The organism is Sphingomonas sp. (assembly GCF_048595155.1).
Taxonomy (GTDB): Bacteria; Pseudomonadota; Alphaproteobacteria; order Sphingomonadales; family Sphingomonadaceae; genus Sphingomonas_I.
Genome location: NZ_JBMDXN010000086.1, coordinates 1 through 12979 on the forward strand (window position 1 = coordinate 1; position 12979 = coordinate 12979).

8 protein-coding genes and 1 pseudogene are annotated in these 12979 nt (G+C 63.4%); 2 read left to right on the forward strand and 7 right to left on the reverse strand.

Annotation, left to right across the window (positions count from 1 at the left end; all coding sequences use genetic code 11):
- The coding region (locus ACOJSI_RS13610; RefSeq protein ID WP_420138836.1) for an autotransporter-associated beta strand repeat-containing protein at window positions 1–1496 on the reverse strand (1496 nt) is incomplete at its 3' end.
- Between the two features lie 514 nt (window positions 1497–2010).
- On the opposite strand from ACOJSI_RS13610, the gene ACOJSI_RS13615 reads away from it, so the two are divergent.
- Window positions 2011–2613, forward strand: coding sequence for a response regulator (locus tag ACOJSI_RS13615; RefSeq protein WP_420138837.1), 603 nt, complete (start codon window positions 2011–2013; stop codon window positions 2611–2613).
- Window positions 2610–4367 (forward strand): hybrid sensor histidine kinase/response regulator, encoded by a 1758-nt coding sequence (locus ACOJSI_RS13620; RefSeq protein ID WP_420138838.1) that lies wholly within the window; start codon window positions 2610–2612, stop codon window positions 4365–4367. Before ACOJSI_RS13615 ends, ACOJSI_RS13620 begins: the two co-directional genes overlap by 4 nt.
- Before the next feature lie 88 nt (window positions 4368–4455).
- Here the strand turns inward: ACOJSI_RS13620 and msrA are convergent, their stop codons facing one another.
- The 6 genes and pseudogenes from msrA to kduD all read right to left on the reverse strand — a co-directional run bounded on the left by msrA (window position 4456) and on the right by kduD (window position 12870).
- Window positions 4456–4965 carry a peptide-methionine (S)-S-oxide reductase MsrA gene (gene msrA, locus ACOJSI_RS13625; protein WP_420138839.1) on the reverse strand — a complete coding sequence of 170 codons (510 nt, stop codon included), beginning with the start codon at window positions 4963–4965 and terminating at the stop codon, window positions 4456–4458.
- A 132-nt stretch (window positions 4966–5097) separates the two neighbouring features.
- Window positions 5098–5700 (reverse strand): arylesterase, encoded by a 603-nt coding sequence (locus ACOJSI_RS13630; protein WP_420138840.1) that lies wholly within the window; start codon window positions 5698–5700, stop codon window positions 5098–5100.
- Between the two features lie 50 nt (window positions 5701–5750).
- Window positions 5751–7352: pseudogene (locus tag ACOJSI_RS13635) on the reverse strand (family 43 glycosylhydrolase).
- Between the two features lie 59 nt (window positions 7353–7411).
- Window positions 7412–10300, reverse strand: a complete 2889-nt coding sequence (locus ACOJSI_RS13640) for a TonB-dependent receptor (protein ID WP_420138841.1) — start codon at window positions 10298–10300, stop codon at window positions 7412–7414.
- 246 nt (window positions 10301–10546) lie between these two features.
- Window positions 10547–12118, reverse strand: coding sequence for a carboxylesterase/lipase family protein (locus ACOJSI_RS13645; RefSeq protein WP_420138842.1), 1572 nt, complete (start codon window positions 12116–12118; stop codon window positions 10547–10549).
- Window positions 12115–12870, reverse strand: coding sequence for a 2-dehydro-3-deoxy-D-gluconate 5-dehydrogenase KduD (kduD, locus tag ACOJSI_RS13650; protein WP_420138843.1), 756 nt, complete (start codon window positions 12868–12870; stop codon window positions 12115–12117). The genes ACOJSI_RS13645 and kduD overlap by 4 nt, the downstream gene beginning before the upstream one ends.
- Window positions 12871–12979 lie beyond the last annotated feature (109 nt).

Genomic DNA, 12979 nt, shown 5'->3' on the forward strand with positions numbered 1-12979 from the left:
AAGCCAGTATAGGTATTCGCGCCCCCAAAAGCCCACTGCGTCGAGCCGGTCTTGGTGATCGCGCCGGCGCCAATTGCGATAACACCATTGATGTTGCCGCTATTGTTGCTGGTCCCGGTAAGTGTCAGATCGGTGTTCGCACCCGTGATCCCGCCAGACAGGTTGAGCAAGCTCGTGCCTTGGACATTCAGTGTGCTGGCTGCCGCCAGCGTGATCGGACCTTGATAGCTATTCACGCCCGATCCCACGCTGGTGAGCGCGCCGGAACCTGCCGCACCCGCGCCCGATAGCGTCAGCGCCTCCGCACCCACCGTTATGCCGCCGGACAGCGCCAGCGTCGCACCGGAGCTTACAATGGTCCCGCCCGCCGTGGTCCCAAGGGCGCCGGCATTGGTGATCTGCAATGTGCCGGCAGCCACCGTCGTTGCGCCGCTGTACGTGTTGGCACCCGACAAGGTGAGCGTACCAGGATCACCCTTGATGAGCTGCCCGGCACCCGAAATGACATTGGTCAAAGTCGCGTTGCCGTTTGGTTTGATGGTCAAGCCGCCATTCGCGATGTCGACACCACCGGTCAGGCTCCAGCCTGTTTCAAGCAAGAGTTCGCTATTGCCGGAGGAAGAGAGCGCCAAGCCCTGCGTGACGCCGTCACCTGAAACGCCGCCGCTGACTGCGGCTCTGAGTATCAGGCCTGCGTTCGTCGCGACGATGCCTGTTCCACCTCGCCCGGAGGCGCCTTTGCTTTGGCCAAATTGCTGATCGGTGAAAGATCCGCCTACCCCGCCCGCGCCACCAAGGATCGCTCCCTCAATCGTGGCGATGGACGGACCGATGACCAGGCCATGTCCGCCGTCACCGCCATCGCCGCCGGTCCGAGCGCCGACACCGCCGTCTCCGCCGCGCCCGCCAATGACCGCGCCGTTCAAGGTGATTACGCCGCCAGGGTTATCGACGACTACACCGAAGCCGCCCGCTCCGCCACCGCCGCCGTTGCCGCCGCTCGAATTACCGCCGCTGCCACCTGCACCGCCTACGACCGCAGCACCGGGGGTAGCCGATGTAGTGATCAGCGCGCCGTGGGCACCGCCGCCACCGCCGCCGCCGCCGATGGCGGATTGACCATCAACGCCGGCGCCACCTGCCGCTCCGGCCGCCACGCCCCCCGCGCCGCCCTGCCCCCCGCCGACCTCGACGTCGATCCAGTCGGCACTGCCGCCATTTCCGCCGGTGATCCCCGCACCGCCACCCGCGCCACCCTGAAACCCCTCAGTTGCCGGAGCGCCCGCGCCGCCTGCGCCGACAGCACTGCTGACACCCCCGGCGGGACCCGAGCTGCCATTCCCGCGGGCTCCATTACCGCCACGGGTGGTCTGGGCGGATACGCTCGCCGCCAGCAGGATCGTCGCGGCGACACCGCCCGCTAACGCCCGCATCGCTACATGGGAGGTAAGAGAGGTCCCCGCGGCGAGTTGCCGCCGCACTGGATTGCCGCGCATCGAAACATCCCCCTGTTACGCTAACAGATCATCAAGCAGCGACAATAAGGGGCGCCCCCGCCCTTCGATAAAAGTCACTGATACTGTCTTGCCATTACAACGTCTTATAAAATACGGAAGCGATTATCTGCTTTCCTTGTATCGGCGTTTCCATCGCTTGCGTGACTTTCGCCAGATGTCAGCACCACAACCGGCACATGTACTCACGTAGGTTAATCCATCCCACGAGACGGCACGACGATCGGGATCATGCCGGTCTAATCTGCAAAAGATCAGGCGCGTCAGAGAAGTCGGCACACGCCTGTCCTCCTCATGTCCGATGACATCCACCGCAATTACCCCTATCCTTGCGCAGTTCGCCACTTGCAGACGCTTCCCCCCTGCGTCCGAAAGAGCCTGATCAGCACAGTGTTTGCGAGGCCCGCCTTACGGTGCACGACGAAGAGCCGCTATAGTCCATCCGGACTGGCTGTTTTCCGAGACATTCATCCCTGATCCGCTACGGTGCGACGTGATGAACCGTCCGACCATCCTGATCATTGACGATCACGCCCTCTTCCGATCCGGTGTTGCCGCGATGCTCGCAACCGGCTTGCGCAACGCGCGGATCTGTGAAGCCGCTTCTCTCGAAGAAGCATTGGCCGATGATGAAATCCGTCCGTCTATTCTGATGCTGGATGTACAATTGCGCGGAATTAGTGGCATTGACGGCATGCCGTCATTGAAACGCAAATGGCCGAATGCGCGGATCGTCGTGGTTTCGGCATTCGATACTGACGATGTGATCAACGATGCTTTAGCGATGGGAGCCGAGACCTTCCTGGCGAAGACTGAACGGCCCGACAGGATGATCTCAACATTACGCCAGATGTTGGACGATCCTTCGGGCGCATCGCCGAGACAGAGCGCGCCCCCTACGCGGTCCTCTCTGACTCCCAGGCAGAAGGAGGTCCTGGATCTTGTCTGCCAGGGGCTGTCGAACAAGATGATCGGACGGCGCCTGAACCTTTCCGAACATACGGTGCGCGGCCATGTTCAGGCGCTGCTTGCCGCTTTGGGCGTGGCGAGCAGGACCGAGGCCGCCTTCGCCGCGCGCCGCCTTGGCATCATTCGGTGAGCGCTTCGGCGCCCGGCGTGGTGCGGGCGGAGCAAGTGCGGATGGTGTTGGAAGGCGTCGGCGCGTCCTTGATCGTCGGAATCCTGTTGCCGACCCTGCTTGTCTTCCTGCTCGGAACGGCGGCCGATCATCGGCTCCTCCTCGCCTGGTATATCGCTTTCCTGATCGGCCGGTTCACCTTGGTTGGCATCGCACGCTGGCTGCTGCGATCGGGTGATTATCGTGTGTTCGGCAAGCGCGTCGAGCATGGGCTGGCCGCCCTCAAAATCTACGAAGGCTGCGCCTGGGGCGCGCTTCTCTGGATCGCACTGCCATCCCCCGATCCTGCCGTCAGTATCGTTCTGATCGCCTTGCTTTGCGCCCTGTGCGGCAATGCCGTCGCCTTGCTGGCGCCGTTACGAGACCTCTATTTGGCGCTGGCCCTCCCCATGCTGGGCTTCGTCTTCACGCGTTTCTGGGTGATGGGCACGACGCCCTATCAGGCGCTGTCGCTGTGCTGCATCCTGTATGTGGGGGGCCTCTATGGGCAGGCGCGCATCGCCAACCGGCGCATCCGCGAGGGCATAAAGCTGCAATTCGAAAATGCCCGGCTGGTCGATCAACTGCGACAGGAGATGGACTTGGTGCAGGAAGCGCGGCTTCAGGCGGAACGGGCCAATGCGGCCAAGTCGACCTTCCTTGCGGCCGCCAGCCACGATCTGCGCCAACCGGTGCACGCCCTGGGGCTGTTCCTCGAGGCGCTGGCGCACAGCCGATTGACCTCGACCCAGCGCCGCACCGTTGAAAGCGCGCAGAATGCCAGTCTCGCCTCATCCGAGATGCTGAACACGCTTCTCGATTTCTCACGCATCGAAGCCGGCGTGATCGTCAACACTATCCGCGACTTTCCCCTGCAGCCGCTGCTGGACAAACTGGAATTCGAACTGGCGCCGATGGCCGACGCCAAGGCGCTGATCTATCGCGCGCGGCCAACATCCTGCTGGGTGAGATCCGACGTCATTTTGTTGGAGCAGATATTACGGAACATCATCTCGAACGCGATCCGTTACACGCAGCGCGGCGGCATCGTCATAGGATGCCGTCGCCGCAATGGCGGCATCTCCATCGAAGTGTACGATACCGGCATCGGGATTGCCGCCGATCAGCAGGCGGATATCTTCAGCGAATTTCTACAATTGGGCAATCCGGAGCGCGACCGCCAGAAAGGGTTGGGACTGGGCCTGGCGATCGTGCACCGACTGGCTGCCTCGCTCGGCCACTCAATCTCGCTTTCCTCCGTCGTAGGCCGCGGCAGTGTCTTCCGGGTCGGCGTACCCATGGCGTCGGGCCGCCACAGCGACGCCGCGACTGACGATCTTCCCGACACGATACCTTCAGGGCAGCTTGCGGGGCGCAGCTTCCTCGTCGTCGATGACGACGCAATCGTCCGCGCCGGCATGAGCCAGTTGCTCGAGAGCTGGGATTGCGTCTGCCTTGCGGCCGGGTCAGAGCAGGATGCGATCCTCCTCCTGTCGGACGGCGTGCAGCCCGACGCGATCATCTGCGATTATCGACTGCAGGAGGGCCGAACCGGCGCCGAAGCAGTGGCAACGCTTCGCCACCATCTCGGCAGCGACATTCCGGCGTTATTGATCACCGGCGACACGGCGCCGGAGCGCTTGCGCGAGGCGAGCCGCAGCGGGCTGCTACTCATGCACAAGCCGGTTCTGCCGGCGAAGCTCTATCAATATCTCTGCCGGTTGATTGACGCATAGTCAGTCGACACGGCGTCGGCTTGCGATAGTCCCGGCGTTCGGTCAGGCGGCCACTGCCCCCTCTCGCGCAGAGAGGGGGCGAGCACATTCAGGCGGCGTCCGCGCGGCGCGGCAGGCGCCAGCCCGGGCGGACGAAATGGCAGGTATAGCCGTTCGGGATCCGCTCCAGATAATCCTGATGCTCGGGCTCGGCTTCCCAGAAATCGCCCACCGGTGCGACCTCGGTCACGACCTTGCCCGGCCACAGGCCGGACGCGTCGACATCGGCGATCGTGTCCTGCGCCACCGCCTTCTGCTCGGGCGTCGTGTAGAAGATGGCGGAGCGGTAGCTCATGCCAATATCATTGCCCTGGCGGTTAACCGTGCTCGGATCGTGGATCTGGAAGAAGAATTCCAGCAGCTGGCGAAAGCTGATTTCCTGCGGATCGAAGATGATCTCGATCGCCTCGGCATGGGTGCCATGGTTGCGATAGGTGGCGTTGGGCACGTCGCCGCCCGAATAGCCGACCCGGGTGGAAAGGACCCCGGGCAGCTTCCGGATCAGGTCCTGCACGCCCCAGAAACAGCCTCCGGCCAAAACCGCACGTTCGGTGCTCATGCTCCGCTCTCCTTGTCGATCGCCACGGCGTCTCGCCGCGACGGCAAAAATGACGAGACAGGATCCTCCACGGATCGTCTTCCGGGTAAATAAGGATTGCGCGCGACTATTGCGAGGGCGCGACGCGGCCGCTCAGGCGGCAGCCTGCGTTTTCGACAATTCCGCCAAGACCGGTGCGAGCATATGCCGCGCCACGCGCTCGATCGCGGCGGCATTGGGGTGCAAGCGGTCGGGCAGGACGAAATCGGGGTGGCCCAGCAACCCGGGCGGGAAGAAGGGATGACGCGCGACATCGTGCCGTGCGGACACCTGGGCGTAGATATCGTCATACGGCAACCCCAGCGCCGCGAGCATCGGCGGCGGTTCGAGCGTTGCGAGCAGCACCGGAATGCCGCAGCGCCGAAGCTCCTGCACGATCATATCGAGGTCTGCCAATGTCCTAGCCGGCGGGACGCCGCGCAGAAGGTCATTGGCGCCGAGCTCGACGATGGCGAGCGACGGGCGATGACGAAGCGCGCTCAGCACGGTCGGCAGACGGCGGAGCGCGGCCGCGCTGGTATCGCCGGAGACGCCAGCATTGACGACGGCGGCGTGGGGATAGTGCGCGCGCAGCAGATATTCCAGCCGGTCGGCAAAGGAGGCGCCGCGCGGTAGCCCATGCCCCGCGGTGAGACTGTCTCCCAGCGCCAAGATATAGGGATAGGGCGTTATCGAGAGGGTGGGCGCTACGGACATACCCCAAATTTGGGAAGCCCAGTCCCATTTTTCACGGGCGCTAGGGCTCGCTATAAAGCGCGGTAGCGGAAGTCCCGGAAGCTGGCTTCCCCCGCCGCGGCGGAATAGAGACCCGGACGCAACATCAGGAAGCCGCCGCGGACATTGTGATGATAACCCGACACTTCCATGCCGCGGTCGAAGCGCTGCCAGGTGCGGCCACCATCTCCGCTGGTATGGATTGCGACGATGTGGCGCTTGTTGGCCACCCGGATCTTCATGCGCCGGCCGTGCGGATTGGCCGGGCGGCCACGTTCAATCCCATATTGGTGCGTGACGAAGCGGCTCTCGTCGAAACCAAGCCCGCAATACAGCATCTCGTCATAGAAAAGCAGCAGGCCGGCGGTGCCTCCCGGCGCGATCTCGATATCGCATTAGAACTGATAGGCGGGATCGCCCGCGATCAGCAGCAAGGGCGATGAATCCTTGGGTACAGTCCCCGACGCTTTGAGGATGAGGGCGTTGCGCTCGAGCCGCACGCGACCGGATTCCGCCGGTCCGGGCTTGAAGAAATTCCATTTCCCGCCGAGCTGGAGCGTCGCAAAATCGTCCGACAGCGGCTGACCGTGCGGCAGCGCGCGTCCCCCACGCGGCTTGGCGATCGGGCTGGCGAGATCGCCGCCGGTCATGCGAAACCAGCCGTCGGGCGTCCATTCGATCGGATCCAGCAACGCCTGACGGCCGAGCGTCCAGAAGCCGTTTTCAAACCCGTGATAAACCGACCACCAGCTGCCGTCGGGCGCCTCCACCAGCGATGCATGGCCGCGCGACCACCATTTCTCGTCGTCGCGCACAGTGCGGACGAGCGGATTGGCAGGGCATTGTTCCCACGGCCCGTAGATCGAGCGAGATCGCGCCGCGATCACCATATGCCCGGTCGGCGGCCCGGCCGTGCCACCGACGGCCGTAATCAGGTAGAAATAGTCGCCGTGGCGCTCGATCTTCGGTCCCTCTGGCGAGAAGCTCTCGACATCCCACTCGGGCGGATAATGCCAGGGATCGTAGACATGCTCGACCTCGCCAACAGTCGATAGTCCGTCCTCGGCCAGACGGATGCGATCGCCGCCGGACAGGAACAGCCAGCGCGATCCGTCCTCCCCCGCCGCGTGGCACGGATCGATATGATGCGGCAGACGAAGGTCGATCGGATCGCTCCACGGGCCGTCGATATGGTCGGCCCAGATTACCCAGATCGAATTGGGGTCCGCCTTGACAGGCACGTAGAGGAAATAACGCCCGGCATGCTTGGCGAGGCTGACGGCCCAGACCGAGCCGATATTGCGTGTCAGCGCTGCCTTGCGCGGCTGCCAGTTCACCAGATCGCGCGAATGCCAGATCGTCAGGCCCGGATAGGAATCGAAGCTCGAGAAGGTCATGTAATAATCGGCGCCATCTTTCAGGATGGCAGGATCGGGGTGATCCCCGGCGATCAGCGGGTTGAGGAAGCGGCCGTCGCCAAGATCGGCGATCCGCTGATTGTCGAAGCCCCGCTTCCAGTCGGGAATGTCCGAACCCGGGTGAGCCGATGCCCTGTTCGTCCGCACATCGGACGCCAGGCCAGCGGCAGTTCCGGCCAGCGCAAGCGCGACAGCATCTCGGCGATTGATCGTCACGATAGCAAAGCCCCAAAAAGCAGCGCCCTCCACCCGCAGGCGGAGGGCGCCAGGGGAGGTTACATCTTGAAGCGGGCACCCATCAGGAAGGTGCGGCCAAAGTGATTATATTCGTAATTGCGGTTGGCATCGATATCGACATAGCGATCCCGATAGGCGTCCGTAAGGTTAGTGCCTTCCAGCGACAATTCGATCTGGTCCGTAATGCGGTAGCGCAGCGACGCATCGACATTGGTGATCGGATTATAGCCTTCGAAGATGTTGCCGGTGCCGGAGCCCGCATCGACATAGCCGCTGCGGTAGCTGATCGACGCGCGCGCCGAGAATTTCTTATCCTCGTAATAGAGCGTTGCGTTGAACGCGCGCTTGGAGAGGCCGTACAGCGTCGCATTGCGCGTCACGTTGATCAGGGCGCCCCCGGGAACGACGGCGGGGCCCTGCTGTGTATAGGTGGCGCTGGAGGATACGAAGGTCGCGTTGGCGATACCGCCGAAGTTGGACAGGAAACCAGGCAGGAACTTGAACGGCGCCTGCACGGAGAGCTCGACGCCCTTCAGCGACGCGCCCGCGCCATTACCGGTGGTGGAGATCGTCCAAATGGGCTGCGACAGCTGATCCGGGTTGAGCGCGGCCGGCGAGGACGGCACCAGCACCGAAACCGGCAAGCCGGTCGAGGTGAAGGTCGCACCCGTTTGCACCACGGCCACCGGGAAGCTGGAGACATTCTTCTTGAAGAGCGCCACCGAGACGATCGACTGCGGCGCGAAATACCATTCGACGGCGGCGTCGAATGCCGTCGCGCGATAGGGATCGAGCCGCGGATTACCGAAGGTCACGCGATAGTTGAAGCCGTCGGCCGATCCGCCCGGCGTGACGTTGCCAAGCGCCGGACGCGTCATCACCTTAGCGATCGAACCGCGCACCACGATGTTGCGCGTCGGGAACAAGGCGACGTTGAGAGCCGGCAACCAATCGTCATAATTGCGCGAGACGTTCACGACCGTGCCGCTGTTCAACCCATAAGACGATTGATGGGTGTGGACGTAGCGCATGCCGGCGTTCAGCGCGTAATCGAGGCCAAGCAAGGTCCCCTTGGCATCGATCTGTAGGTAGCCGCCCTTCACCTCTTCGGTCACGCCGCGATTATTGCCGGGATCGAGCGTGAGCGGGCGATTGTAGAGGCCGGTAAATTGCGAGGCCGCATCGATATTGGGGATGAGAAATTCGGACGTGGTGCCGTCAGGCTGGCCGGCCCGGCCGAGCTTGGCCAGCTCCGACAGCGCCGAGTTGGCCTGGAAGCCATAGACGGCCGTCGGCCCGAACAGGGATGTCGGCGAGCAGGTGATGGTGCCCAGAACCAGATCCTTGCCGCCATTGCCGCAGACCGTCGTGTCGCGAGTGAAGCTGGTGATATCATAATCGAAGCGCCGATAGACCGCGCCGGTCTTCACCGTGAAGCCGTCGACCGCCTCCCACTCGGTTCGCACCTGCGCCGTGCGGAACTTGTTGGTGACGTTGGACGGCCGGTCCCGGATTTCGGCGAGCTGGAAATTGGCCGGATCGGTGACGCTCGTGCCATAGGTCAGCAGCGGGCTACGACTGTCGGTATAGTCGTACTTGTAGCCCTGCGCGTCGCGATCATCATAGACGATGGTGGTCTCGACCGGAATGTCGGCGTTTGACTTGGAAAAACCGCCGAGCAGAGTGAATTTGAAGCGGTCGGTAACGTCCTGATCCCAGCTGCCCCCGAGCTGATAGAAATCGGTTTTGGACTTGCGCAGATAATGTTCGGTCCGCACCCACGCATCGTTGAGCGTGGCCGAGATCATATTGTTGTTGGAGTCATAGACCGGATTGAGGACGTTGACCGATCGTTCGTTGGAGCGCAGCAACACTTCAAGCCACTTTTCCTCGCGCGTTTCCTTGAACCGTGAATAAAGGCCGTCGATCGAGATCTTGGTCGCGTCGGTCGGCGCCCATTGCACGCTGCCGGTCAGCCCCAGCCGTTCGCGATCATGCCGCACAACGCCGTAACGGGGGATGCGCGGATGGAAGGACAAGGCGGCCTGATCGCAGGCCGCGCTCGGGCGATAGACGCCGCCATTATTGTTGGCTGGCGTGCTGCCGGTGGCCGTCGTCGTGAAGCAGGGCGTGCCATTGACATTGTCGAAGCGGGCTTGCGCCCAGCGCACCGTATTGTTGCCCAATTCCAGATTGTTGGTCTTCGAATAAGCCCCGGAGATCGACGCGCCGAAGGTGCCGTCCTGCGACTTCCATGAGAGCAGGCCAGCGACGCGCGGCCCGAAATTCTTGCTGAGATCATTGTAGCTGGCCTGGGCCGAGCCGACCAGCGTGAAGCCGCGTTTGCCCGCCAGCGGATTGCCCGTATTGAGATCGACAACCGCGCCGAGCGAGCCTTCGTCCAGCGACGCCTCGGCCGTCTTGTGCACGACGATCGAGTTGAACAGCTCGGACGCGAAGACATTGAAATCGAAGGCGCGGTCGCGATTGGCTGTGGCGCCATCGGTCGCGGTCGCCACCGTCTCCAGGCCGTTGAGCCGGACGCGCGTGAATTGCGCGCCGAGGCCGCGCACCGTGATCGCACGACCTTCACCCGCATCGCGCTGGATCGAGATGCCAGGAATGCGTTGTAGCGATTCCGCCAGATTCTGATCAGGGAATTTGGCGATATCCTCCGCAACGATCGCGTCGACGGAGGAGACCGAGTTCCGCTTCACATTGATCGCCGCATCCAAGGATGCGCGGAAACCGGTGACAACGATCTCAGCTTCCTGAGACGTATCCGGCGAACCTGGAGCAGGTTGGGCGGCATCCACGGTCGGATTCGACGCTGTTTGCGCCGTCGCGGGCTGCGCCGCCAGAGCGAGAGTAAGCGCAACGATAGACGCACCGGTGCGCGAGACGGATTTATAACCCCCTTCAAACATACATCCTCCTCTGCCGCGCCTGTTCCAGCCGCGATCTGCCTTTTGGCTTGAGGCGGAATAAACCCTATCCGGTAACCGGTGTCAATCGAAGCCGACTCCATCCTGATGCAAGATTTCGGCGGCGGCGGATCAGATCAAGACCGAGACAGCGCGGGCCGCCGAGATGAGGATGTCACTGGCGACAAATATATTCACCGCCCGCGGGGCCCGATCAGAATACGCATATAAACCGGCGTCGGACCGCGATCAGCTGCCCGGCTGGATGTAGGGCACGGCAGCAAACAGCAGTCGCTCTTCCCGCCGCGGATCGTTGACCACGTGTGCGCCGACGTCAAAGATCATCGTCGCACGCTGGCGCAGATCATATTCGGGCCAGTGCGGCAGTCCCACATGGTTGGGATCGCCGGTCCTGGCAAACGCCAAAAAAGCGTTCATCAGCATTGCACTGGCGGCGCGTGCTGCTGGCCCCGTGCCGGACGGAGATCCCGGCGCATCTATCGTGCCGAAGGCAAGGGGGATATCCATGCCATGCGGCGTGCCGCGCGAGGGATCCTGCGGCGAGACATAATCGACCTGGTAGACGAAGGCGGCGGCACCCGCCTTTGCCCGCTCCTCCGCTTCGATCACCTGCCCGCGCCAGCTGCGGCTGGCTGTCGTGGCCGCGTAGAATATCTGGAGGGGTGTGTGCCGGGGAAAGAAGGCGCGATAGGCGCTGACGACATGGTCCGGCAGGATGTCCACACGCAGCTCCGGCGCCAGCCGCTGCGCCAGGTTATTCCAGTCAAGCCCGCGCACGGCCGGGCTATCTTCGGCGATGAACGCACGCGTTTCGTCGTGCATATTGCCGAGCATCATCGGGATAGACAGGCCCCGTGGGTTCGCGTCCGGATAGAAAGGATGGCGCAGGAGTATCCTCTGATCCAGCACCGGCCCGAAATAGACACCGCCGGACGGGAGGATGGGGTCGCTCGCGTCCAGACCTTCGACGAGGCGCTCGATCGGGAGCGCACGCAACCGATCAATGTCGGAAGGTGCTATACCGAGCTTGCCGAGATACGCCCGCGCCCGTGCAGTGGCATTGAGCGGTCCGGACGCCGTTACCTGCTGCCCGCTCATCGTAGTCGCGCGGTGGAAGAGGCCGCGAGCGGCCGGCGTGCCCATCAATGTCGCGATCTTGGCGCCCCCGCCCGACTGACCGAACACCATCACCTTGCCAGGATCGCCGCCGAACGCCGCAATATTGTCGCGCACCCACTGCAGCGCCAGGATCAGGTCGAGCTGGCCGACATTGCCGCTATCGGGAAAGCGCGGATCGAGGCGGGCAAGATAGAGATAGCCGAGGGCGTGAAGGCGGTGATTGACGGTAACCACCACGACATCGCCCCGTGCGGCGAGATGGCGACCGTCATTGAGCGGGGTAACCACGCTGCCGGTCGAATAGGCGCCGCCATGGATATAGACCATGACGGGGCGGCGCGCCGCCGCATCTGGCCCCGGCGTCCAGACATTGAGGAACAGACAATCCTCACTGGTCGGTCCCACCTGCCCCTTCTGCGGGCAGGATGGCGCGAAGGCGGTGGCGTCGGCAGGCTCAGTCCAAGGCCGTGGCGGGAGCGGCGGCAGGAAGCGGCGAAAGCGCGCATCCTGGCCGTAGCGCAGGCCACGAAAGACGTGGAGCCCGTCTTCAATCCTACCCCGCACGGGTCCGGCGCGGGTGCGTACGATCGAAGCGGTGGAGGCAGCACGCAGGCGAACAGGGACCAGTGCGGCCAGCGAGACAGCCCCGCCGAGCAGAGCACGGCGATCGACCCCGCTCATCGCGCCAGCCAGCCTCCATCGACCGCAAGGATGTGCCCGGTCACGTAATCGGATGCAGCGGACGCCAGGAACACGGCCGCGCCGCCAAGATCTCCCGGATCGCCCCAGCGGCCCGCCGGGATGCGATCCATGATCGCCTTGTTGCGCACCTCATCCGCTTGGAGCGCGGTGGTATTGTTGGTCGCGATATAGCCAGGCGCGATCGCATTGACCTGCACGCCTTTTGCCGCCCATTCGTTCGCGAGCAATTTGGTAATTCCGCCGACGCCGGATTTGGATGCGGTGTAACTCGGCACCCGAATGCCACCCTGAAAGGTCAGCATCGAGGCGATGTTGATGATCTTGCCCGCGCCTTGCCCGATCATATGACGCCCGGCGGCCTGGCAGAGGAAGAAGACCGACTTCAGATTGGTGTCGATCACCGCATCCCAATCCGCCTCCGTGAAGTCGACGGCGTCGGCGCGGCGAATGATGCCGGCATTATTGACGAGGATGTCGAGCCGCCCCAGCTTCTCGAGCGTCTCGTCGATCACCCGCTGCACGGGCTCAATGGTAGAGAGATCAGCGCTCAGCACTTCCGCTCTGCGTCCCAGCTGTTGCGCTCGCCCGACCGTGTCCTCGGCGGGCGTACGACCGACGCAGGCGAGGTCCGCACCTGCCTGCGCCAGCGCCAGGGCGATCGCCTGGCCAATGCCGGTGTTGGCGCCAGTCACTACGGCCACCTTGCCGGTCAGATCGAAAAGATTAGTCATGCCGCCACTCCGTTCGCCTCGAGCGAAGTCGAGGGGCTTGGCCGAGCGCAGCCGAAGCTTCTCGTCTGCGCTCGAAAATGTGTCTCGACGTCGCTCGACACGATCGGAT

What these genes read in the sequence shown, in the direction of transcription:
- ACOJSI_RS13615 (WP_420138837.1), top strand. Translation starts at nt 2,011, where the DNA reads ATGAACCGTCCGACCATCCTGATCATTGACGATCACGCCCTCTTCCGA.
- msrA (WP_420138839.1), bottom strand. Translation starts at nt 4,965, where the DNA reads ATGAGCACCGAACGTGCGGTTTTGGCCGGAGGCTGTTTCTGGGGCGTG.
- ACOJSI_RS13630 (WP_420138840.1), bottom strand. Translation starts at nt 5,700, where the DNA reads ATGTCCGTAGCGCCCACCCTCTCGATAACGCCCTATCCCTATATCTTG.
- ACOJSI_RS13640 (WP_420138841.1), bottom strand. Translation starts at nt 10,300, where the DNA reads ATGTTTGAAGGGGGTTATAAATCCGTCTCGCGCACCGGTGCGTCTATC.
- ACOJSI_RS13645 (WP_420138842.1), bottom strand. Translation starts at nt 12,118, where the DNA reads ATGAGCGGGGTCGATCGCCGTGCTCTGCTCGGCGGGGCTGTCTCGCTG.
- kduD (WP_420138843.1), bottom strand. Translation starts at nt 12,870, where the DNA reads ATGACTAATCTTTTCGATCTGACCGGCAAGGTGGCCGTAGTGACTGGC.